At 38.0% G+C, this 23,559-nt stretch carries 19 protein-coding genes and 1 pseudogene; 5 read left to right on the top strand and 15 right to left on the bottom strand.

Annotation, left to right across the window (positions count from 1 at the left end):
- Nucleotides 1-35: 35 nt before the first annotated feature.
- Entirely contained in the window at nt 36-2,816 is a 2,781-nt protein-coding gene (gene prsT / locus FGD67_RS19850) for an XrtA/PEP-CTERM system TPR-repeat protein PrsT (protein WP_257172755.1), read from the bottom strand.
- Nucleotides 2,817-3,049: 233 nt separating this feature from the next.
- On the opposite strand from prsT, the gene FGD67_RS19845 reads away from it, so the two are divergent.
- The gene (locus FGD67_RS19845) at nt 3,050-3,796 is read left to right on the top strand and encodes a PEP-CTERM sorting domain-containing protein (protein ID WP_257172754.1); all 747 of its coding nucleotides are present in this window, start codon (nt 3,050-3,052) and stop codon (nt 3,794-3,796) included.
- A gap of 79 nt (nt 3,797-3,875) precedes the next feature.
- Here FGD67_RS19845 and FGD67_RS19840 read toward each other — a convergent pair whose 3' ends face one another.
- Both FGD67_RS19840 and FGD67_RS19835 read right to left on the bottom strand, forming a co-directional pair.
- The gene (locus tag FGD67_RS19840; RefSeq protein ID WP_257172753.1) at nt 3,876-4,844 is read right to left on the bottom strand and encodes an NAD(P)H-quinone oxidoreductase; all 969 of its coding nucleotides are present in this window, start codon (nt 4,842-4,844) and stop codon (nt 3,876-3,878) included.
- Nucleotides 4,845-5,193: 349 nt separating this feature from the next.
- Complete coding sequence (locus tag FGD67_RS19835; RefSeq protein WP_257172752.1) at nt 5,194-5,463, bottom strand: acylphosphatase; 270 nt, start codon at nt 5,461-5,463, stop codon at nt 5,194-5,196.
- 154 nt (nt 5,464-5,617) lie between these two features.
- Here FGD67_RS19835 and FGD67_RS19830 point away from each other — a divergent pair, with 154 nt between their 5' ends.
- On the top strand, nt 5,618-6,808 hold the full coding sequence (locus FGD67_RS19830; RefSeq protein ID WP_257172751.1) for a class I SAM-dependent methyltransferase: 1,191 nt from the start codon (nt 5,618-5,620) through the stop codon (nt 6,806-6,808).
- A gap of 78 nt (nt 6,809-6,886) precedes the next feature.
- Here the strand turns inward: FGD67_RS19830 and FGD67_RS19825 are convergent, their stop codons facing one another.
- The 6 genes from FGD67_RS19825 to FGD67_RS19800 form a co-directional block, all read right to left on the bottom strand.
- Nucleotides 6,887-7,186, bottom strand: a complete 300-nt coding sequence (locus FGD67_RS19825) for a PilZ domain-containing protein (RefSeq protein ID WP_257172750.1) — start codon at nt 7,184-7,186, stop codon at nt 6,887-6,889.
- Between the two features lie 83 nt (nt 7,187-7,269).
- A complete protein-coding gene (gene hrpA / locus FGD67_RS19820; RefSeq protein WP_373567890.1) occupies nt 7,270-11,217 on the bottom strand; it encodes an ATP-dependent RNA helicase HrpA in 3,948 nt (1,315 codons plus the stop codon).
- 225 nt (nt 11,218-11,442) lie between these two features.
- Entirely contained in the window at nt 11,443-11,856 is a 414-nt protein-coding gene (locus FGD67_RS19815) for a CBS domain-containing protein (protein ID WP_257172748.1), read from the bottom strand.
- 134 nt (nt 11,857-11,990) lie between these two features.
- Nucleotides 11,991-12,773 (bottom strand): hypothetical protein, encoded by a 783-nt coding sequence (locus tag FGD67_RS19810; protein WP_257172747.1) that lies wholly within the window; start codon nt 12,771-12,773, stop codon nt 11,991-11,993.
- 100 nt (nt 12,774-12,873) lie between these two features.
- Complete coding sequence (locus tag FGD67_RS19805) at nt 12,874-13,407, bottom strand: CreA family protein (RefSeq protein ID WP_373567808.1); 534 nt, start codon at nt 13,405-13,407, stop codon at nt 12,874-12,876.
- Nucleotides 13,408-13,411: 4 nt separating this feature from the next.
- Nucleotides 13,412-14,458, bottom strand: coding sequence for an isoaspartyl peptidase/L-asparaginase family protein (locus tag FGD67_RS19800; protein ID WP_373567807.1), 1,047 nt, complete (start codon nt 14,456-14,458; stop codon nt 13,412-13,414).
- A gap of 168 nt (nt 14,459-14,626) precedes the next feature.
- Between FGD67_RS19800 and FGD67_RS19795 the strand changes: the two genes are divergently transcribed.
- The 3 genes and pseudogenes from FGD67_RS19795 (at nt 14,627) to FGD67_RS19785 (ending at nt 17,075) form a co-directional block, all read left to right on the top strand.
- Complete coding sequence (locus FGD67_RS19795; RefSeq protein WP_257172746.1) at nt 14,627-15,436, top strand: crotonase/enoyl-CoA hydratase family protein; 810 nt, start codon at nt 14,627-14,629, stop codon at nt 15,434-15,436.
- A 49-nt stretch (nt 15,437-15,485) separates the two neighbouring features.
- Entirely contained in the window at nt 15,486-15,941 is a 456-nt protein-coding gene (locus FGD67_RS19790) for a GNAT family N-acetyltransferase (protein ID WP_257172745.1), read from the top strand.
- A 252-nt stretch (nt 15,942-16,193) separates the two neighbouring features.
- A pseudogene (locus FGD67_RS19785) lies at nt 16,194-17,075 on the top strand (IS1595 family transposase).
- Between the two features lie 120 nt (nt 17,076-17,195).
- On the opposite strand, the gene FGD67_RS19780 reads toward FGD67_RS19785, so the two are convergent.
- From FGD67_RS19780 to FGD67_RS19755, 6 genes are read right to left on the bottom strand one after another with little or no spacing between them, the layout of a single operon-like run.
- Entirely contained in the window at nt 17,196-18,896 is a 1,701-nt protein-coding gene (locus FGD67_RS19780) for a Na(+)/H(+) antiporter subunit D (RefSeq protein WP_257172744.1), read from the bottom strand.
- Nucleotides 18,883-19,188 (bottom strand): hypothetical protein, encoded by a 306-nt coding sequence (locus tag FGD67_RS19775; protein WP_257172743.1) that lies wholly within the window; start codon nt 19,186-19,188, stop codon nt 18,883-18,885. The genes FGD67_RS19780 and FGD67_RS19775 overlap by 14 nt, the downstream gene beginning before the upstream one ends.
- Before the next feature lie 3 nt (nt 19,189-19,191).
- The gene (locus FGD67_RS19770; RefSeq protein ID WP_257172742.1) at nt 19,192-20,715 is read right to left on the bottom strand and encodes a monovalent cation/H+ antiporter subunit D family protein; all 1,524 of its coding nucleotides are present in this window, start codon (nt 20,713-20,715) and stop codon (nt 19,192-19,194) included.
- Nucleotides 20,712-22,190 carry a monovalent cation/H+ antiporter subunit D family protein gene (locus FGD67_RS19765; protein WP_257172741.1) on the bottom strand — a complete coding sequence of 493 codons (1,479 nt, stop codon included), beginning with the start codon at nt 22,188-22,190 and terminating at the stop codon, nt 20,712-20,714. The genes FGD67_RS19770 and FGD67_RS19765 overlap by 4 nt, the downstream gene beginning before the upstream one ends.
- A complete protein-coding gene (locus FGD67_RS19760) occupies nt 22,187-22,567 on the bottom strand; it encodes a cation:proton antiporter subunit C (protein WP_257172740.1) in 381 nt (126 codons plus the stop codon). The genes FGD67_RS19765 and FGD67_RS19760 overlap by 4 nt, the downstream gene beginning before the upstream one ends.
- Entirely contained in the window at nt 22,567-23,553 is a 987-nt protein-coding gene (locus tag FGD67_RS19755; RefSeq protein ID WP_257172739.1) for a Na(+)/H(+) antiporter subunit B, read from the bottom strand. Before FGD67_RS19755 ends, FGD67_RS19760 begins: the two co-directional genes overlap by 1 nt.
- Nucleotides 23,554-23,559: the final 6 nt, after the last annotated feature.

Genomic DNA, 23,559 nt, shown 5'->3' with positions numbered 1-23,559 from the left:
TAATTTATCCAGCACTGCCTTCATCATACAAAAGCTTAAGGTTGGCTCCAATATTCAAGCACTTGTTTAGCTTTACTTTTATCAGAAAAATCCACATTACTATTAACGACTTCACGTAACAAATTAAAGGCTTCGCGGTCTTGCCCCAATGCTTTTAAGGTCATTGCCATATGGTATTTAATTGCGACATTAGAAGATTCAATTGCTAAAGCTTCACGCAGTAAAGCTAAGGCTTGAGTGTAGTCTTTTGTTAGATAATATATCCAACCTAAGGTATCGAGTGAGTCTGGAGCATTATCTACTAAGGCTACCGAGCGAGTAGCGTACTCTTTGGCTTGTTCAAATTTAGACTGTGACATAGCAATAAAAGCAGCATTATTGAGTAACATAGGTTGATTACCATCTAAGCCAATAATTTTATTGTAAATTTCTTCTGCTTTAACCCAGTGTTCATTATTAATATAAACCTCGGCTAATGCACTTAACAATATTAAATTATCAGCATTAATGTTCAAGGCTCTTTCTAGTAGTGTGATCGCTTTTTCTTGTTGCTCCATGGCTTGATAAACCAAAGATAGGCCCGAAACCGTACTGATTTTATTTGACTGCTTTATCTTTAAATAGCTTTGCTCTGCTTGCTGATATTGTTTATTAAGAAAATAAGAATGAGCTAAAATTTCAATAAAACGATCCGATGCTTTAGCTGCACCATCAAAAGCAAGTAACACCTCAATAGCATCATTATAACGTGATTCTTGATTAAAATAATTTGCTAGTGCCAGAACTGGCTCTAATGAAGCCGGAGCCCAGGCTATTGCTTTTTGATAAGCAGCCACTGCAGCGGAAAATTTTCTGTCTTCTTGGTATGCTTTCGCGATAAAATAATACACTTGTGATTTATTAGCATCAAACTTAAGTGCACTACGATAGCTTTCTATCGCTAATTGCACCTGTTTAGTATTGATATACAAATGCCCTAACAATAAGTAAACATTATCTGTTTTTTTCTGGGTAAGTATAAAAGCTTTAATCTCCTCAATTGCCTCACTATAATTACCGAGGTGCACCAGAACAGAGGCAAAGTTAATAATTAATTCTTCATTGTCAGGTTGCTGTTCCAACGCCTTTTGATACATAAGAATAGCGTTGTTATCTTGGCCCATACGCTGAAAATGATTCGCTATCGCTTTTAATATCTCAATATCGGTAGGTAATTGTACTAACGCATTTTTCAGTTGTGTTAACCCTTGTTCAGGTTGTCCCATGATACTGGTGACTTGAGCTAAACTAATAATTGATTTAGTATGTTGCTTATTTAATGTTAATGCCTGTTGATACTGTGTTTTAGCTTTTTCAAAATCCCCAATAGATTGATAAACAAAACCTAAATGATGTATAAATTCTGGGTTTTTAGGTTGTAATAAACTTAACTTTAATGCAATTTTTACTGCCAGTTCAGTTTTTCCTTCCTCCAAATAAGCCTTAACCAACAAAAAACTGGCAAACACTTGTTGCTGTTCATTAAAGTCACCTTCAGTTAATAGCTGTATAGCTGGGGCTCTTTGATTGAGTGATAAATACGTTTTAGCAAGTTGAAGATCAACATTTTCAGATGAGTGTAAGCTTTTAGCTTGTTGAAAATATACTAAGGCCGATTCGTATTGCTGTAATTCAAGATAGCAAACCCCTAACAACGTCAGAATTTGATGATTATTACCATGCTGAATGAGCGCCTTAACTAGTTGAGTTTTAGCATCTTCAAAGTCGCCCTGCTCCATTGATATCCTTGCCATTAATAACTTGGCATTAGCATTAAAGTTATCTATTTTAATATATTGATTAAAGTACTCTTTGGCCAGTGCATATTGATTTTGTTGGTAAAAAATAACACCTGCTAGATATAAGTATGACGGATTTGAGTGTAAATCAGTTTTTGATATTTTCGCTAACGTCTGAGCTATTTCTGCTATTAATGTATTGCTACTAGCTAGATCATTATCTTGTACCGCAATTGCCGCTTGAATAAATTTTGCTCGTGGTTCATTTGGAACTTTTTCTAATACCAACAAGGCATCGCTTTTCGCGGCGGTATAGTTTTTCAACTCAAATGATAACGTTGCTCTTAGGATAAGTGCTTCAACGTTTTCAGGATCATTTAACAATACAGTATTAATACTGCTTAACGCATCGTCATAATTGCCTATATTTTGTTCTACACTTGCCTTTAAAAACCATGCTTTTTCAGGTGGAAATGGCATAGCCAACACCTGTTCAACTAAAATACTAGCGTCGTAATATTGAAACCGATTTACTTTTAGTTGAGCTAATCCTAATGTCGCATCTAAGTTACTGACATTGAACTTTAATGCCAGATTAAATGCATTTTCTGCGAAATTCAGTTCTCTTAAGCCTAAATGCGCTAAACCTTTTAAAACATACATTTTAGCGACAAAGATTTGATCAATATAGTTATCATCAAATAGATTGAGTACTTCATTATATTTATTTTGCATTAACAGCGCTTTGCTACGTTGTAAGGCAATTTTTTTGTAATCCCCCCCAAGCCCTTCAATAATATTTAATTCTGTTTCCGCTAACGCGCCTTGTTCAATTGCTAGTAATAAATCAACCATTAAGAAACGTGCTGGTATATTACTAGGCTGCTGTTTAATGAGGTTTTTTATATGGAGTTTAGCTTCATCATATTGATGTTCATTAAACTTTTTATTTGCTAATTCAAAAAGTTCAGTCGCATCACCAGCAAATACTGAGAATGTAAAAAATAAAAAAATAAAATGTTTAGCTAGTTTCGTCATATCACTATCAATTTAATCGAGGCATAATTACATTATCCGCATTAATAACCATAAAATGCAATTTAAAACCATATTCAATCAATATAGCTTAAAGTAAGTGTCAACTTATTTTACAATATTTAATTGCCCAACTTCTAACATACCTTTAGCTAATTGATTTTTTTTGAAGAAAAAATACCGGTATAATTCTTGCTAATAAAAAGAATGACGACATTTGTAAAAAAGAGCTTCAAATGAGAATTAGCAAACATATTTCAACATTAACTAACGCTTTAATCGCCAGTTTTTGTATATTGATGGCCTTTCCAAGCATGGCAACCCCTACAACAACCGATAAACTCATAAGTCATTATTTTGCTGGTGATAACGATTGTAATAACCCGTATTTTCAAGATCCTGGTAGTAACAGCTTTAGTACCTGTAAAGTGGCTATCGGAACATTTGATGTTGATAAAGTTTATTTAGCCGATGTCATTGCTAAATTTGACACTATTAAAGACTCTACTTCTCCAAGCTATACTGAAAGCGACAACTACGCTGCAGATATTGAGCAGGCTGATTGGACTTTTGGCAATAATGGCGGTGAGCTAGATAGTGATTATAAAGTCGGTACTTGGACATATACTGGTGGCTCTCCAGGGATACGTTTTTGGACAGCTAAAGCTGGTAATGGCTTTAATCTCTTTTGGCTGGTGGATGATACAACCGATGCAAACAATGCATGTAATCCTGAAACTTATACGCTAGCCTGTCTTAACTTAGCTAAAACAGTTACCAGTGGTAGTTGGACAACACCTGTTGGCACGAATGGAAAAAATAAAGGTCTATCACATTTAACCTTTTTCGGTGGAACAATTACTACATGTCAGCAAAACTGCAGCCCAATCGTAGTACCAGAGCCACAAACCATCATGTTATTTGCATTAGCAATGTTAGGATTCGTTGTTCGCCGAGAGCGCTCAACGATAAAACAATCTTAAATCCATAATAAATACAGAAAATAGCCCTAGGATTTGTATAATTCCTAGGGCTATTTCTTGGCTTTTAAAGAGTACTTATTTACTCTACTTCAAGTATTAACTTACCGGTATTTTCATTTTTTAACATGATTTCGTGGGCATTTTCTACATCACACCAGGAAAATTGCTGATAAATAACCGGCTTAATTTTTCCTTGTTCAAGGCATTGATAAAAGTCTTGTTTAAATGCCTTAATTAACTGTGTTTTATACTCATCGTGTCGGCTACGTAATGTTGTCGCATGAATATTTACCCGTTTAGCAAGCATTTTACCCACGTCAACATTTTCAGCAAAACGACCACCAAGTAATGAAATAATCACGATATGTCCATCTAAAGCACAGACATCGATATTTCTATTCACATATTCACCGGCAACCACATCTAAAATAACATCATAGCTACGCTTTTGCTGTTTAGTCCAAGCAACAAAATCAGTACTTTGATAATTTATTGCCTCATCAGCACCTAACGCTTGACAAATTGCCGCTTTTTTATCGTTGCCCACAGTAACACTTACATGACAGCCTAGGGATTTAGCCAACTGAATAGCAGCAGTACCCACACCACTAGCACCCGCATGAATCAACACTTGGCTATTAGGCTGTAAATTAGCAATGGTAAATAAGCATTGATAAGCCGTTAAATAAGCTTCTGCTATCGCTGCGCCTTCGACATAAGTTAAATTTTTAGGCAGTTTGATTAAGTGTTCGGTTTTAACTTTTACATATTCTGCATATGCGCCACCAGGCACAATAGCAAAAACTTGATCACCAACATGCCAATTTTGCTGTTCGCCGCCAAGCGCAATAATATCACCACAGGCCTCAATGCCCAGTATGGTTGATTCACCTGGTGGAGGTGGGTATTGTCCTTGCTTTTGTAAAATATCGGCGCGATTTATCCCAATAGCTCTTACTTTGATTAAACACTCATCAGCAGCGATGGTCGGCTTTTCGATATCATTAAAACTCAGTTGTTGTAGATTATTAATAGCAATATAACGCAATGTATTTCCTTTTTAGCAACTCATCGTTAATCTCAATTTAGGTTAAAAAACCAACAATTAATTGATTTACAAGAGTATTGATTAAATTTATTTACTGTATATTTTTAAATAATAAATTAATAGTCCTGAATAATACCAACTTTACTAAGTTTCTTCCCGCTCAGTGAAATTTAAAAGCTTTAGAGGTACAGATTCACCGTTCCAGACTGAACCTAAGTACATCCATGTAGGCAAGGCATTGATTTCAATAATGGTTATTCTCGACAACTGCTCCTGCGTTGCTCTAATGACTCACATTCCTGGGAGAGCCTTATCGACGTCAATAACACAGCCTGTAAGGCTTTAAAAATTAACTAATGGCAAAAAAATGATGCTCTTGCCAAGGTACTTGCTTTGACTCTATAGTTTTAACTTCTGCTTGTGGTGGTCCATGCGCCAACCACGCCAACATTTTATTGATACTTTGCTCTTCGCCACACATTAATATTTCGACACGACCATCCGTTAAGTTACGTGCGTAACCACTTAAACCATGATCAATAGCAATTTGCTGACTAGAAGCTCGAAAATAAACCCCTTGAACCTTGCCACTAACATGCGCCATGTAACTTACATTCATAATTCACACCTTATTATTAGCTTATCGCTGTTATTATTTTTACTTTTCATTTCTAACAAAATAGTGAAATCAAAAATAGTTAAAATAGAGCATTGCACCTATGTCATGCATTGACTACACTCGCGCAATTATTGTTAATTATAAGTATAGCCATATGTCAGCAAGAATTTATTTAAAAGTTGCGCGTGAAAAGTCACTACGCCGGAAGCATCCGTGGATTTTTTCTCAAGCCATCAATAAAATCAAAGGTAACGCTTTACTTGGTGATACTGTCGATGTCTTTGATAATAAAGGAAATTGGCTAGCTAAAGGCGCATATTCTCCCGAATCTCAAATCAGAATTCGTGTTTGGAGTTTTGATATTAATGAAGAAATTGACGCCAATTTTTTTCGTAATAAATTGTTAAGCGCACAAAAAAGACGCGATTGGTTCATCGCAGCCGGTGGATTAACCGGCTATCGCCTGATTGCTGGCGAATCAGATGGTCTTCCTGGTATCACTATTGATAAATATGATAACTTTATTGTTTGTCAGTTACTTAGTGCCGGTGCTGATTTTCATCGCTATACCTTAGTTGAATGTTTAAAAGATCTTTATCCTGGTTGTCATATTTTTGAACGTTCAGATGTTGATGTGCGTAAAAAAGAAGGTTTAGAGCCGGTAACCGGCTGGTTAACCGAGCCGCAGGAATCAACAGAATGTATTATCGAAGAGCACGGCATTAAAATTCATGTCGATATTGCTAAAGGGCATAAAACAGGTTTTTATTTAGATCAACGTGACTCACGCCTTGCTGCGGGCAAATATGCTAAAGATAAAACAGTATTAAACTGTTTCTCTTATACTGGGACTTTTGCCTTACATTGTGCGGCAAATGGTGCCAAAGAAGTCATTAATGTCGATGTATCAGAATCTGCCTTAGCGCTTGCAAAACAAAACGCAGAGCTTAATCAGCTAGACGACAAAAATATTTCATTCGTTAAAGCTGATGTCTTTAAGTTATTACGTCAATACCGTGAAGAAAAACGTACTTTTGATATGATTATTCTTGACCCACCTAAGTTTGTTGAATCAAAAGCACAGCTGACCGGTGCTTGCCGCGGTTACAAAGACATCAATATGCTGGCGATGCAGTTACTGAAACCCAATGGCACATTATTAACATTTTCTTGCTCAGGTTTAATGGAATCCAACTTATTTCAAAAAGTAGTTGCCGATGCGGCATTAGATGCAAAAAGAAATGTTTACTTCGTTGATAGACTTCACCAAGCGGCTGATCATCCTGTAGCATCTAACTATCCTGAAGGTTATTATCTAAAGGGGTTAGTTTGCCAAGTAGAATAGCTGAATAATCAAGAAATAAATCGTAGCTAGTCTCTGAGACTAGCTACGGTAAATTTGATAATGACTAATGAAAAGTGGCTAATCAATTTCAGAAATATTAATGCCAATTAAGTAACAGTTAGCGCTCTCTTCCGTTACTCTCACCACTTTACCTTTAACATCGAGTGGCTGAACAGAGCTATTAGCTGATTGCACACTAATATGTACCGCAGTATTCATCTCTAAAGGATGTTCCATTTCAATTGCTATGCCTGTGGCACTCAAATCACGACAAGTGGCTAAAATTTTACTGTTAGCTTCATCATCAATAATGGTCACGGTTACTTCACTGTTTAGCATCATGCGATAAAAATTACGTTTGTCATCGTAGTTAACCATTACTACTCCAAGGTGTTTCTATAATTAGTATTGCTATTATTTATACTCACCACAACCATCACTGTCAAATCATTGCACTAAATTTAACTGTATTCTTTAAGGTAGTTCAATATTCGTTTTGCTGAAATAGGAAAAGGTGTTTTTAAGTTTTGCGCAAAAAGAGACACACGTAGCTCTTCAATCATCCAAGAACCTTGCATTAACTCTTTACGCAAAGGTTGTCCTTTCGGTTGTTGAGCAACTACCGTATCTAACGCTTGCTGTACTTTTTCAACTTCTAACATTTTAAGTCGATCTTGATTCGGATCAATTTGCAACTTTTCTAGTCGACGCTCCATAGCTGTTAGGTATCGAGCAATATCATCTAAACGCTGATAACCGGCTTTAGTGACAAAACCTTTAAAAACTAAAGCTTCTAACTGTGCTTTAATATCGCCATGCGATTGCACAACATTAAGCGACATTTTAGCTTTTATTTTCTTGCGTACGTCATGAGCTAAACTCAGCACACGTTCAACTTTTATCGCGGCACTTAATACACAATCAGCAATTTCAGCGCGTACATGCTCTTTACAAGCTTCAAACGCTTGTTGCGCGCGTGGTAACTCGCCGTATTCATTTACTAAAAACTGACAACCAGCGACAATACAATCATCGAGTAAATCGTTAATTGAACCAAATGGATTGAAATATAACCCCAATTTAGACTTATTAGGTAGTTTCTGTTGTAGATATTTTACGGGTGACGGTATGCTTAATAAAATTAAGCGACTGACACCATCTAACATCGCTTGCTCTGCTAAACTTTCATGTTCAAATAATTCAATCGCGACTGACTTGTTTTTATCCACCAAAGCCGGAAACGCTTTTATGGTGATATTAGCCACTTTCTTTTCGTAGCTTTTCGGTAAGTCTTTAAAGTCCCAGTTAGCAATATCACTACGTTCAATGCCTTTGTCTGCGACCTTTTTAATGGAAGCTTGCACTCGACCTTGTAAACTATCTTTTAATACATCTAGATTTCGTCCTTGCTTGAGCAGTTTGCCGTTTTCATTAACAATTTTAAAATTCATTGCTAAATGTGGTACTAACTCGACACCTTGCCATGCATCTTCAGGCAAACGTACACCCGTCATTCTTAATAACTGCTTTTCAAGCGCAGCAGTTAATGCGCTATCAGCACCCGAGATTGCGGCAACGCAAGCTTCAGCATAATTAGGTGCGGGCACAAAATTACGTCTTAACGACTTAGGTAAACCTCTAATTAATGCGGTGATCAGCTCAAGTCTTAAGGCCGGAATTAACCAGTCAAAACCGATATTTTCAACCTGGTTCAATATACCAACGGGGATCAAAACACTGATACCGTCATCTTCATCACCGGGGCTAAAATGATAACTTAACGGCAGGGTTAAACTGCCCTGCTGCCAAGTTTCGGGATACTCATTGACTGAAAGCTTAACCGCAGTTTCTTTTAATAAAAAGGCTTTGGTAAAGTTTAATAACTTAGCATTGCTTTGTTTTTCAGTTTTCCACCAAGCTAGAAAGCTGCGCTGACAAATGGCGCTTTCCGGCAATTTTTCAGTATAAAAGTCGACGAGTTGTTGTTCTTCAATCAAAAAATCTTTGCGACGAGCTTTTTGCTCTAGAGCCTCAATTTCATCAACGAGTTGACGATTATCCTTTAAGAAGGCTTCTTTCATGGTGCTATCACCATTAACCAAAGCTTCACGAATAAAGATTTCACGACAAGTATCAGGTTCAAGTTTATTAAAATTTACTTTACGCTTACCGACAATAATTAAACCGTAAAGTGTCACTTGTTCGAACGCCATTACAGCGCCTTGTTTCTTTTCCCAATGTGGTTCGCTGTAGCTACGCTTAACTAAATGCTCTGCCAATGGTTCAAGCCATAAAGGGTCTATTTTTGCCGCCATGCGAGCAAATAAACGACTGGTTTCCACTAACTCTGCTGCCATCAACCATTTAGGTGCTTTTTTAGCTAATGCTGAGCCAGGGAAGATAAAAAACTTACTGCCGCGTGCGCCTTTATATTCTCGGTTTTCATCTTGTTGACCTAAATGACTCAAGAGTCCCGATAATATTGCTTGATGGACAATATCTACATTACCGTTAACGGGATTTTTTTCAGCTTCTTCAGATAAATCTAACTCAATACGGCTCATCGGGATTTTTAATTCCCGTAACGAATGCGTCAACTGACTGTAAATATCTTGCCATTCCCGAATTCGGACATAGGATAAGAACTCTTTCTGACACAAACGACGGAATTGATTATTGGTTAACAGCTTTTGCTGTTCTTCAACATAATTCCATAGTTTAAGTAAACCAACAAAGTCTGACTGCTTATTTTTGAAACGGCCATGGTTTTCATCTGCTGCTTGTTGCTTTTCATGTGGTCGCTCACGTGGGTCTTGAATACTTAGCGCGCTGACAATAATAAATATTTGTTCAATACAGCCTAAGTCTGCTGCCGTTAAAATCATTTTAGCCAAACGTGGATCTATCGGGAATTTCGATAATGAACGACCAACGGGCGTTAACTTAACATGGCTCGCGTTGGCATCAATTGCCGCTAGCTCTTCGAGTAAACGAACGCCGTCATTGATATTGCGATTATCTGGTGGCTGTACAAAAGGAAAGTCTGCAATCTCACCTAAATCTAACGCCAACATTTGCAATATAACCGTGGCTAAATTGGTGCGTAATATTTCAGGGTCGGTAAATTCAGGGCGATTTAGGTAGTCATCTTCAGAATATAAACGAATACAAACACCAGAAGATACACGGCCACAACGACCCGCCCGTTGATTGGCACTGGCTTGTGAAATAGGCTCTATCGGTAAACGTTGTACTTTTGTACGGTAACTGTAGCGAGATATTCGCGCAGTACCTGGGTCAATCACATATTTAATGCCCGGCACGGTTAAACTGGTTTCAGCAACGTTGGTCGCTAAAACAATATTACGACCACTATGTGGCTTAAATATTAAATTTTGCTCGGCAACGGTTAAACGCGAATATAAAGGTAAAACATTGGTATGACGTAAATTTGCCTTTTCTAAAGCACGTGCGGTATCGCGAATTTCTCGTTCGCCGTTAAGAAACACCAGAATGTCGCCATCCGTTGTTGCGCCGCGACCATCGGAACTCAGTTCGTCTACCGCATTGAGAATGCCGGAAATAATATCGGCATCACCATTACTTTCGTCACTCATTTCGTTCAGCGGACGATAACGCATTTCTACTGGGAATGTTCGACCCGAAACTTCAATAATCGGCGCTAGTTCCCCGTTTGCGCTAGCAAAATGTTTAGCGAACTTTTCAGGATCAATGGTTGCTGAGGTAATAATGATTTTTAAGTCAGGACGTTTTGGTAATATTTGACGTAAGTAACCCAAAATAAAATCAATATTTAAGCTGCGCTCATGGGCTTCATCGATAATTAAGGTATCGTATTGACGCAATAGCCGATCTTTTTGCATTTCAGCAAGCAAAATACCATCAGTCATTAACTTGATATAACTGTGTTCGCTTACTTGGTCGTTAAAACGTACCTTATAACCAACAGCGTTACCTAATTTAGTATTAAGTTCATCGGCAATACGATTTGCCACAGTTCTCGCGGCGATACGACGTGGTTGCGTATGACCAATAATACCGTCAATGCCTCTACCAAGCTGTAAACATATTTTTGGAATTTGGGTAGTTTTACCTGAGCCCGTTTCCCCGGCAATGATCACCACTTGATTTTCAGCGATAGCCTTAGCGATAACATCAACATTTTGAGAAACCGGTAGGCCTTCGGGATAACTCACCTTAGGTAAATTAGCGATGCGAACTTGCTTATTTGCTATTGATTGCTCAATCGAGACAGCAATTTGTTGTAAGGCTTTGTGCTGCTTATCGACATGCGTTATTTTTTTCACGCTCAATAAGCGCTTTCTAATACGGGCTTTGTCGGATAATTTAACCTGATGTAAAGCATCAAAAAGTGACTTTACGGTTATTTTTTCCGAAGATGATTCGTTGTTTATTTCAGTAGTAGAATTAGCGGGAATAACAGTGGACAAAACAGACTCAAAACAGATAACAAAAATGCAGTTTAACAGGTAAATAATAGCAAATGAATACGTATTCTTATCACGGGCATCCTTTTACTATTATTTATTCTGCAAATATATCAAATTTAAATTAGTATAATAATAGCTGTTGGCATTTGTTCGGCACAGGCATTAACTTTTATAACTTGAACGTAGATGTAAATCGATGGCTCGAAGGACATCGTTTCGAGATATAGTACCAACTAAATGTTCTCTATCATCCACCACCGGATATACCTTAGGTTTATTTTTCAACATTTGCTGGCCCAGCTCTATCACGCTGTCATAGGGTTTTACCGTTAAAACATCTTTGCGCATTAAATCGGCAACATCAGCAATATGTTCGTTATAGTAAATGGTCTCAATCATTTTAGCTAAAACATCACTTTCTGATAAAAAGCCTATTAAGTGATTATTTTTATCAATGACAGGCCCACCAATTTGCTTGGTTTTTAAAAATCGTAACGCCGCTTCTTCTATCACCATCTCTGGCGTAAAAGTGACTGGATAATGGTTCATATATTCTTTGACTAGTAATGATTCCATAGAAATTCCCTAAAAATTAAAATAACCAAACCACAAATAATCTAATTTGTGTGTATATCATTAACTGTAGACGCATTTGCAAATAAATCATCCATTTAGAAAAAATTTATCAATTTTTTTATTTTAACTGCTAGTTAACTTACCAAGGCTAATAATGCCGGTTGCGTACTTGATGAAAGCGACTGTTCAATACTTTTGTAAGCGCTGGCGAAATCTTTTCTTAAATGTGACTTTAAATGCCCTTTAACTGTTTTCATCGCTTGTTTTTTTAATAGACAAAAAAGCGCTAAGGTATATAAAGTTTCCGGCTCTGTTAAGGCCGCTTGACGATTTAAACTGGCATTATTACAAGAGCCACAACCGCCTCTGAACTGATAGGCCGTATTGGCAAAAATAACCCCAAAGCCCATAAAACAAGCCACAAGATCTATCGCTTGTGGCAAATACGCTTGGCCACCAGGCGGTAATACTTTGTTTGAGGTCACTAAAATCCCCGCAAGTGCTTGAGTAATAGCGGCAATAAAGTCTTGCGGTTGATTTACTTGTTTAGGTGTAAAGCCTAACATTAGAGGAGAATTATCTGGGCTAAGTGAAACTTCGGCATGGTCTCCACGAATCGTAGCTCCTAAAACTAAGTCTTCAATAGTCGTGGTGGATGTCGGCACGGTTGATATTAGTTCAATCGGCCATTTTTGCATACCAGCATAGTTTTTAGTGTTAACAAATATCGCTCGCGCCATTTCATCAATACTCGACACGGTACCAGGATAAAACTCATTAGTGGGTAAGATCAAACGGGCGTCATTTTTTAAGACGTTAATATCAAAATTTTCAATCGCCCATGCAAAGGTATCAAGGATCCAATTTTGAGTATTTTCGTCAATAATTTCTTTTGGGCTAAACAGTTTTGCCAACATAATTTCTACAACTTCTAAAACAATTAGCGCTTGTTTGGCTTATATTTTGTTGCTTTATAAGTTAAAAAACATAACAACCGCAACCAAGGCTAATAAAAGGTTAATTTTTAGTATTTTGCGCCAATGCCCATTGCCAAGCCTTAGTGTTATACAAAGGCACTGTTGATATTGAATGGTGATGGCTTCCTGATGACTCTTTCGTTGAATAAGACAGGTAAATAAGGGTTTTATGTTCAGCGTCATAAATGCGTCTGACTTTTAAGCTCTTAAATAAAATACTTTTAGATTCTTTAAAAACCACTTCGCCATTTTTTGAACGATCAATTTTTGCTAAAGCTTCAGCGGTTATTTCACCGGTTTGTCGACAAGCAATACTCATATCAGACGGGTCAGAAAAGTCTAAATCGGCCTCGACATGGCTAATATGGCAAGTAACGCCGGTTATAATAGGGTCTTGGTTGGCTTTTATCACCACATCTTTAGTGGTAAATAAGCCTAAACTTACTTTACCGACATCATCCGAACAACCGGCAAGCGTTATCAAAGCAATCAAACTAAGACAAAGTTTACTTTTGGGTACATTGATATTTTTTACTGATTTTTTTGCAGTCATGCTATTTTTTAAAATCGTCATATCTCTAATCATCTTTAAAAATTCCAACAAATTCTTCGCCATTTGACGATTTACTCGCACGATACATACCCGAACTATTGAATGGCATGGTAATATTTCCAGCGCTATCAATAGCAATAATACCGCCTGAGCCACCGGCCGCAACTAAAACATCATTTATCACCACGTTTGCCGCTTCTTCAAGACTAATTCCTTGGTATTGCATACGTGCACAAATGTCTGCCGCAACATGATAGCGAATAAAGTATTCCCCATGCCCGGTAGCTGAAACAGCACAACTGTCGTTATTAGCATAAGTACCTGCGCCTATAATAGGTGCATCGCCCACTCGACCAAAACGTTTCGCTGTCATACCTCCGGTACTTGTACCGGCCGTTAACGTACCTGACTTATCAAGTGCTACCGCACCAACCGTGCCGTATTTATATTCATTACTCAGGGTTTTATGGGCGGCTTGGAAGTCTTTTAACTCTTTTTCTTGTTCGGCTAACTGCTTTTTAGCTTTTAACAAAGATTGATACCTCACATTGGTATCAAAGTAATGATTATCAACCAATGTTAAACCTTGTTGTTTAGCAAATATTTCAGCACCTGTACCGCTCAGCATGACATGAACAGACTTTTCCATGACCTTTTCAGCCAATGCTATCGGGCTTTTTACGGTTTTCACACCAGAGACCGCACCAGCGTTCAAAGTTTTACCGTTCATAATAGACGCATCAAGTTCATGCTCACCATCAAAAGTATAAACAGCGCCTTTGCCGGCATTAAACAATGGTGAATCTTCCAATATTTGAATAGCAGCAACAACCGCGGCTTGGCTAGATTCGCCAGTGGCTAACATCTGATAACCTATATCGCGCGCCTGCTTGAGCTTAGTTTCATAAGCTAAACGTTTTTCGTTACTCATTTTACTTTTATCTATCGTGCCAGCACCACCATGTATGGCAATAGCAAAAGCCTGCTCTTGCTGGGCCTGTACGCCATTAACCATAAATAGCTGCATACTTGCTAAGGCCAAAACTGTTATTAATAGTGCTTTATTATTCATAATAAGCTCGCCATAAATAGTTCTAGTATAAAAACATATACCGGTAATGTGCGATAAATCAGCATCATTTACAAGTATTCACCTCGTCCGAATATAGACATTGATAAACGCTTTCGCTATGGTACTGGTCATACCATTATTATATTTGCTAACAAGCCAAGGACGCCCATGACTGAGCAACGAGTAACTGTAAAGATCATTAACAGTATAGCCCACGTTAAACTTAATCGTGCTGACAAGCTTAATGCCTTAGATATGCCGATGTTTATCGCTATTCGTAATACCATAAAAAAATTAGGTAAAAATCGCGATATTCGAGCCGTTATTGTTTCAGGTAATGGCGATGATTTTTGTTCAGGCTTAGATGTAAAGTCAATCATGAAATCGCCAACAAGTATGGTTAAACTGCTGTTTAAGGCTTTACCCTGGCAAGCCAATTTGGCACAGGTAGTTTCTACTGGTTGGCAAAATATTCCTGTACCGGTAATTTGTGCCATTCATGGTCGCTGTTGGGGCGGTGGTTTACAAATTGCGTTAGGTGCTGACTTTAGATTTGCCACACCTGACAGCTCGCTCTCTATATTAGAAGGTAAATGGGGCTTAATACCCGATATGGGTGGCACCATTGCCCTGCGTGACCTAATCGCAATCGATCAAGCAAAAAGACTGGCGATGACAGCTGAAATGTTTACTGGCCAACAAGCGCTAGCACTAAACTTAGTGACAGAAATAACAGCAACACCTTTGGCCGATGCACAAGCCTTCGCTGAATCCTTACTTAGCCAATCACCGGATGCAATCGCTGCGAATAAAAAACTTTATAACAAAAGTTGGCAAGGCAGTAAGGGTTGGGCTTTATTTCGCGAATCTTACTATCAAATTAAAGTCATGATGGGCAAAAACATGCAGCGCAAGGTTTATAATCAAACGCACGATATTGAACAGCACAAAACATTTTTACCTCGAAAAAAATGGTAAGCTCAAAAGATTAATAATGGGGAAAAATATCAAGGCAGCTTGTAGCAAGATGGAAATAAAAATTGATGATTTAACTAGCGGTGAAGTGATCTCATTATTAGAAGAACATTTAGCCGATATGTATGCAACATCGCCTGCAGAAAGCGTTCATGCCCTTGATATAAAAGCGCTAAAAAGTCCAGCTATCACCTTTTATAGCTGTTGGAAAAACGATGAATTATTAGGTTGTGTGGCACTACGAGAACTTGATATAAACCATGTCGAACTTAAATCCATGAGAACAGCCTCAAATGCACGCAAACTTGGCGTCGCTTCAAAGTTAATGCAACACATATTAGCGATAGCCAAACAACGTCATTACCAGAAAATAAGTTTGGAAACTGGTTCTATGGACTTTTTCCAACCCGCTAGGCAGCTTTATAAAAAATATGATTTTGACTACTGCGGACCGTTCGGCGATTACCAGCTAGACGCCAATAGTAAATTTATGACCCGTAATATTTAATTCATATGCAGTAGCTCAAAATCGGTCAGAGGTTTTGATTAAAAGAGTTCAATCTAACCTGACCGTCCCAAAATTCAACATCGCGGTCATACACTTTTGAGTTACCAACGATCAATTTTTGCGCAACGCGGAATAAGATGGCTCAAAATATCAAACGTCAATTTTCAAATCTTAAAGCTGACATGCTTCTGCATAATTATCAGGTATGGACTAAACTTAAAGTAGAAACAGCCTGCTTTGTGAGCAAATCCTATGAACATTCCAGACGCTAGTTTTTTGACATGGTAACAACAATTCAATACGGAGCAAGATTGTCTTAATTATCTTAAAAAGTTGAAGTGGCCAAATAGTTTTGTTTGTCCTCGTTGTACTCACAATAAAGGAACAGAACTACATTGTCGTCAGCTAACAGAATGTGAACATTGTCATAAAAAATATCCATCACCTCAGGTACTTTATTTCATAGTAGTAATTTACCGCTTCTCAAGTGATTTTGGGCTTTGTATTTTATCGGCTCAGATAAAGGAAGTATCTCAGCGTTAAGATTGAGCAAACTCATTGAAGTTAATTGGAGAACAGCTCGGCTTATTTTAACTAAAGTCAGTGCAGCAATGGGGCATAGAGACAGTCGATATCGTTTATCTGGGACAATAGAGTTAGATGATGCTTTGGTTGGTGGAAAACATAAAGGAAAAAGAGGACGAGGTGCGCAAGGTAAAACCCCAGTAATAATTGCTGTAAAAACCGTCAAAAAAGGCCAAATTTATTGCGATGAAAGCAGTTCATGCAGTAAATTTCAATACTGTTGATGACTTTGTAAAGCACCACTTACTTACAGGGCAGCATGTGAGAACTGATGCCTTTAGGGGCTTGAACATCATTAATAAAACTCAGCAGCATGAACCGAAAGTAGCCCCAAGTAATAAAGTAGATGAATGGCTACCTTGGTTTTATATAGCGATAGGTAATTTAAAAGCATTCTTGCTAAGGACATTTCATGCTGTGACTAGAAAATTCTTACAAGAATACCTTGATGAGTTCTGTTATCGCTTCAACCGTCGATTTGTAGAAAAACAAATACCTAATAGGTCGTTAAATTTAGCTATTATTCATACGCCATTTAAATCAACCTGAAAATAGTACATAAGCATATAAATAAATTATAAAAAGCAAGGTTTACATTTTAAGCAGAGCTTATTACTTTCGTCATTATCTTTAGTCTTTTTAAATCCAATTTATTCGAAGATGTAACTGTTATTCAATAAAACTAAGTAATAAATATACAGCTAAAACTACGGCAACCCACATAGCCATACTACCAATAGGATAGTTTCGTGAGAGTAATATGCTCAAACGATCATTTTTTCCAGCAAAATAACCTAAGTAGATATTAAACCTTAATTTCAAGCCATCTCGTAATGTACGATCAGCTTTCCAAATAACACTAAACATTTGTTGTAATACGTTTGGTATTGCTCGACGATAAATCCAATCAAAATCTAAGTGGGTTGAACGTAACTCTGGTGGATACATGCCTTTAAGGTTAAGCCAAACAAAAGCCAATGCTGAAAAGAATAATAGCTGAGTTTGTGCTAACACATGGGTTGCATCGTATGGATTGTAACCAGTGTCATAAGGTAGCAATGAATATAGTGCTTGTGGGTAAATACCAATAGCAATACAAAGCATGGCAGCAATTGTCATTGCTAATAACATATTGTTAGGTGGATCATTTGCCCTGATGCCTGAGTCATGAGCAAAAAAGGCAAAGTATGGTATTTTTATACCTGCGTGATGGAATACCCCTGCCGAAGCGAACAATAACATAAGCCAGATCCAGTCATAACCTTCTTCAAGCGCAGCTGTCATCACCATTGATTTACTAACGAAACCACTAAAAAGAGGAAAAGCGGAAATGGACGCTGCACCAACAATACAAAGTATGGTTGTTTTAGGCATGGTTTTATATAAACCACCAAGATCAGAGCCATTTATCCGGCCTGTCATATGCAATACAGCCCCCATTGACATAAACAACAAGCCTTTAAAAATAACGTCATTAAAAGCGTGAGATACCGCGCCATTAATAGCAAGTGCTGTACCTATGCCTATACCAACAACCATAAATCCTACTTGATTGATTAAGCTGTACGCCAATACACGACGTAAATCATTTTCAATCACCGCGAAAAATATGGGGAAACAGGTCATAGCTGCGCCAATATATACTAAGATTTCAGCACCAGGGAAAGCACGTGCCAACGCATACACGGCTACTTTGGTGGTAAAAGCACTAAGAAATACCGTACCTGTTACGGTCGCTTCTGGGTATGAATCTGTTAACCAATTATGAGCAAAAGGAAACGCACATTTTATACCGAAAGCTATCAAGATAAGCCATCCAGCAATGCTATCTAAGCCAATATATCTAAACGCTAAGCTATTATTTTCATAGGCATAAAAAAGCGTTCCCGCAAGCAATATAACACCGGAGAGCACTTGAATAATAAGATATCGCATAGCTGCATCATGGGCACGCTGAGTTCTGCGAGCCAAAATCAGAAATACCGAAGTGAATGCTAGTAACTCCCAGAAGATGAATAAGGTTAACAAATCACCGGCAAACACAGCACCTAAAGCACTTCCTGCATATAACATTGCTGCCACTTGTTGCATAGTATCGCGAAGGTGCAACGAATAAATAATGCCAATGAGTGCGGCAATGTGAAAAACATAGCCAAACATTATGCTCAACTTATCTACGCGGTAAGGCGTTAATTGATAATCAAGAAAAGCAAACTGTAAGTGAATTCCTTCTGGGACCATCCATAAGTGTATTCCACTGAGAATAGGTATTGCGATCATTATTGCACTTCGCAACATACCGCGAGTTAATAATAAAAGTAATGCACCAATGAAAAAAGGTAAAAATGGCGGGATCTCAGTCATCCACATGCTGATCTCCTTTTTTAATCGTACTACCTTTGGTTGTTTCTTTAGAATTGTCGTAATAATCTTCTGAGCGCATCAGAAAAGTTCGCATCCAACTCGCAACAATAACTAAAACCACACAGCCAACAAAACCATAGATAGGATAAAAAGCCCATAACTTGTCCCATTCATGCATAGTATGACGATGAATAATAAAATCCAAAACGACCAATAAGACACAGCACACATAAAAGATATGCATTAGACGTTTTACGTTCTTAGGATCATCAAATAGGTATTTTTTCTCATTTTTCATTAATTATTCCCTACCGGTCAAAACTGCTGAAGCCAACTCAAATAAAGGTTGAGGGTAAATAAATAACATTAAACAACCTATTGTTGTTACAACGATAGCGATCAATGAAGGCAAAGGTGCTTCTTTTATTTCAAAGCCCGACAATTTATTTTCAGAGGTTTCACTCTTATTAGTAACATTCATAGACTCTTTAAAAGACATGAGATTAGGAAAAAACGCATGAAACGGAATCGGCAATAAATAAGCAATGTTAAGTAAAGAACTCAGCATTAAAATCACCATGAGTACAAATTGTTCTGTTTCTATCGTTCCCATCATTAAATACCATTTGCTCCATGTTCCTCCAGCAGGAGGAACGCCAATAATACTGAGACTAGCAATAAAAAATGCGATCATGGTTAATGGCATTTGACGACCAATACCTCGCATTTCACTAATTTTTGATTTATGTAAGGTCACTAGAATGGCACCGGCACAAAAGAACAAGGTTATTTTGCCAAAAGCATGCATAGCAATATGCATAGAGCTACCGATAACGCCTGATGATGTTGCCAATAGCGCACCTATGGTTACGTAACCTAACTGACTAACAGTTGAGTAAGCTAACCGTGCTTTTAAATTGTCTTGTTTCATCGCAATGATGGAAGCAAGTAAAACTGAAGCGCCAGCTAAATACAGTAAAAATTGGGTAGTGGGTAATACAGCCAGTAAATCTAAACCGAAGATAAAGACACATACTTTTAGCACGGTAAATACGCCAGCTTTTACCACCGCAACGGCATGTAAGAGTGAACTGACAGGTGTTGGTGCAACCATAGCCGCAGGTAACCAGCGATGAAATGGCATAATAGCGGCCTTACCAATACCAAAAATGAACAGTACTAATAAAATACCAGCAACCCCTTTATCAACATCATCAGCAAAAATACCGCCGAGTTTAAAGTCTAATGTGCCCGCAACAAACCACGTACTAACAATTGCGAGTAGGAAGAAAACGATTGAAGTAGTTAGTAAAATACCAAGATAGGTTCGCCCACCCTTTTTAGCTTTTTCTGTACCTGCATGTGTAACTAAAGGATAAGTAGATAGGGTTAATACCTCATAGAAAATAAACAAAGTAAAAAGGTTAGCTGAGAAAGCCAGTCCCATCACCGCACCAATAGCAAGGGCAAAACACACATAAAAACGTGTTTGATTTTTTTCATGATGACTGCGCATATAGCCAATGGCATAGATGGTCGTAACTAACCAGAGAAAGCTAGCGATTAACGCGAACAACATGCCCAGTGGCTCAATATCAAAGCTTATCGATAAGCCGGGTAAAAGCTCCCACCAGAAAACACTAATAGATTCTCCCGCTAATACACCTTGATATAAATTAACCACTAAAAATATTAATATTAAACAAGATGCAATTGTTACACTTTCTCGAAGGTTAGCGGATTTTCCTGTTACAACAATCGCAAAAGTCGACAATAAAGGAGTAACAATCGCGAGTTGCAGCATTAACTCTAAGGTAATATTCATAATGCTACTCCAAATAAACTCTGAGCAGCAGCTTCTGCTACCTGCACACTAAGGCGAGTATCTATCCCAAAATAAATATTGGCGATGACAAGAATCCATATAGGAACAAGAAAACTCATAGGCGCTTCTTTAATTGCTGAATTGTTATCAAGTGGCTCGTTAAAATAAGCAACTTCTACAACTCGCCAAACATAAATAACCGCTAACATTGACCCTAAAAGAATAAGTGCAGCAACAGGCCACCAACCTTGCTCGATTAACGCCATCAGTAAATACCACTTACTGACAAAACCAACGGTTAGCGGCACACCAATTAAACTTAACCCGCCAACAACAATTGCCGCCATAGTAAATGGCATTTTACGACCTAAGCCTCGAAGGTTATCAAGCTCAACGTTACCTACTCGATAAACAACTGCAGCTAAAGCTAAAAATATTGCACCTTTCATTAACGCGTGATTAAACATGTGCAATAAGGTTGCAGTTAACCCTGTTACGGTACTCAAACTAAAGCCAACAATCATATAACCTATTTGAGCGATACTTGAATAGGCAAAAAGTTGCTTAACGTTACTTTGGTAAATTGCAGAGGTTGAAGCGACAAAAATACCAATTAGGCCAAGCGCCATGAATATTGTCTGCAACGGAATATGCGTAAAAGAAAATGAGAAGCCAAAAACTGAAAAGGTAAATCTAATGAGTAAATAGACAGCGACTTTGGTTGCCGTTGCGGCAAAAAATGCGGTCACAATTGATGGCGCGTAGGCGTACGCATTGGGTAGCCACAAATGTAGTGGAAACATCGCTAATTTTAAACATACACCAACAATCACAAAGGCAAACGCAGCGAGTACAGTACGTGATTGCTCGACCTCAGGTAAACGTTGTGACAAATCATGCATATTGAGCGTGCCGGTCATTTGATACATCAAGCCAATGCCAATCAAAATAAACGTGGCTCCTATGGTTCCCATGATCAAATATTGATATGAAGCCCAAAGCGCTTGTCTTTTATTACCCATACCGATCAAAGCATAAGCAGATAACGATGAGATTTCTAAAAAAACAAAAACATTAAAGGCATCGCCTGTCGCAACAATACCCAACATACCGGTCAGGGATAGTAGATATAAAACGTAAAAATAAATGTGTTTATCTTTCGGTATTTCTTTTTCAAGACTGGTTTGAGCTGCAAATAAAACGACCGTACTTATGCCTGAAATAATTAACAGTAAAAACGCATTGAGCTTATCAATTCGATATTCTATTCCCCATGGGGCTTGCCAACCACCCAGCTCGTAGCTGATCACGCCTGATGCCATCACTTGTTGCAATAACAAAATGCTGACAGCAAATGCCAAGCCACTGGCAATTATTGAAAAGAACCATACCAGTTGAGTACGCTTTAACATTAAACAGATAGGTGCCGCCATAAGTGGAATAATCACCTGCAAAATAGGTAGGTGTGCTATCACGCTTTTTTCTCCAAGTTACTTTCTGACAAGGCTTCATTATCTTGTTGTTGAATTTCTTCTTCTTCAATTGATCCGTAAGCTTCTTTTATACGAACGACTAATGACAAACCTAAAGCAGTGGTAGCAATACCCACCACAATGGCAGTAAGAATAAGTACATGGGGTAAAGGATTAGAATATTGAGTAATGCCATCAGCTAAAATAGGTGCAGTTCCGCCTTCAACTTTAGCCATGCTGATATAAAATATGAATACAGAGGTTTGAAAAACGGCGAGCCCAACAATTTTCTTGATTAAGTTGCCTTGAGCAATCACGATATATAAACCACTCATCATCAGGGTGATAACAACCCAGTGATTAAAAAGATCCATTAACATTATGATGGCTCCTGATTTTGCACGCGCTCTTTCTGTTGATGTAATTCTTGGCGCCCTGCAAAGTTGAAAAAGATAATAATCATCACTGAAGCAACCGTACAACCAACACCCCATTCGATTAACAAAATACCTAAATGTTGACCCGCAATAGGATCACTCGCTAGCACATTGTAATCAAAGAAATTCCCGCCGCTCATTAAGGAGACAATTCCAACACTGCCATAAAGCAACACACCAATAGCGGCAATAAGTTGAATAAATGTTTGATTGATGACCTTGCGGGCGGTACTTAAACCAAATAGCATCGCATATAAAATAGTAGCGGCGGCAAATATCACCCCGGCTTGAAAACCACCCCCAGGGCCAAAATCACCATGAAATTGAACATATAACGCGAATAAGAAAATAAAAGGGATTAACATTTTTGCCACGATACGAATAACCAAATGTTGTTCATGCATAGAATCATTTATTGATGCAATTTCTTCTTCATCTTCTTTACGACGTGCAACGGATAACAGTGTTAATACGCCAATACCCGCAGTGAATATAACCACTACCTCACCAAAAGTGTCGAATGCTCTATAACTAGCAAGTACAGAAGTTACAATATTAGGTACGCCAATCTCTGACATTGAGTCATTAATATATCGAGGTGCTACATGTTTGTGAATTGGTGCATCTGCAGCGCCAAAGTGTGGCATATCTAAGGTGCCATATATCAGCAAACCTCCCGTTATCAAAACAATGAACAAGGCCGATAATGGCTTATGACGATTTGTTTTTTCTTTTCGTCCCGTCATGGCAATAACAACCAACATCAGTAAGGTTGAAATGCCCGCTCCTACAGCAGCTTCAGTAAATGCAACATCCACCGCATCCATAGCAACAAAAAAACTCGCGGATATAAGTCCATAAATACCCAAAAGCATGACGACAACAAACAGATCTTTCGATCGAATTATCGCAATAGCAACAACAACCAATAAGGT

It is taken from the genome of Colwellia sp. M166, from assembly GCF_024585285.1.
Lineage (GTDB): Bacteria > Pseudomonadota > Gammaproteobacteria > Enterobacterales > Alteromonadaceae > Cognaticolwellia.
The sequence above is the reverse complement of the archived record's forward strand: the minus strand, read 5'-3'. Positions and strand labels throughout refer to the sequence as shown.

Coding starts and splice junctions, on each gene's coding strand:
- prsT (WP_257172755.1), bottom strand. CDS start 2,816: ATGACGAAACTAGCTAAACATTTTATTTTTTTATTTTTTACATTCTCA.
- FGD67_RS19845 (WP_257172754.1), top strand. CDS start 3,050: ATGAGAATTAGCAAACATATTTCAACATTAACTAACGCTTTAATCGCC.
- FGD67_RS19835 (WP_257172752.1), bottom strand. CDS start 5,463: ATGAATGTAAGTTACATGGCGCATGTTAGTGGCAAGGTTCAAGGGGTT.
- FGD67_RS19830 (WP_257172751.1), top strand. CDS start 5,618: ATGTCAGCAAGAATTTATTTAAAAGTTGCGCGTGAAAAGTCACTACGC.
- FGD67_RS19825 (WP_257172750.1), bottom strand. CDS start 7,186: ATGGTTAACTACGATGACAAACGTAATTTTTATCGCATGATGCTAAAC.
- FGD67_RS19815 (WP_257172748.1), bottom strand. CDS start 11,856: ATGGAATCATTACTAGTCAAAGAATATATGAACCATTATCCAGTCACT.
- FGD67_RS19810 (WP_257172747.1), bottom strand. CDS start 12,773: ATGTTGGCAAAACTGTTTAGCCCAAAAGAAATTATTGACGAAAATACT.
- FGD67_RS19805 (WP_373567808.1), bottom strand. CDS start 13,407: ATGACGATTTTAAAAAATAGCATGACTGCAAAAAAATCAGTAAAAAAT.
- FGD67_RS19800 (WP_373567807.1), bottom strand. CDS start 14,458: ATGAATAATAAAGCACTATTAATAACAGTTTTGGCCTTAGCAAGTATG.
- FGD67_RS19795 (WP_257172746.1), top strand. CDS start 14,627: ATGACTGAGCAACGAGTAACTGTAAAGATCATTAACAGTATAGCCCAC.
- FGD67_RS19790 (WP_257172745.1), top strand. CDS start 15,486: ATGGAAATAAAAATTGATGATTTAACTAGCGGTGAAGTGATCTCATTA.
- FGD67_RS19780 (WP_257172744.1), bottom strand. CDS start 18,896: ATGTGGATGACTGAGATCCCGCCATTTTTACCTTTTTTCATTGGTGCA.
- FGD67_RS19775 (WP_257172743.1), bottom strand. CDS start 19,188: ATGAAAAATGAGAAAAAATACCTATTTGATGATCCTAAGAACGTAAAA.
- FGD67_RS19770 (WP_257172742.1), bottom strand. CDS start 20,715: ATGAATATTACCTTAGAGTTAATGCTGCAACTCGCGATTGTTACTCCT.
- FGD67_RS19760 (WP_257172740.1), bottom strand. CDS start 22,567: ATGTTAATGGATCTTTTTAATCACTGGGTTGTTATCACCCTGATGATG.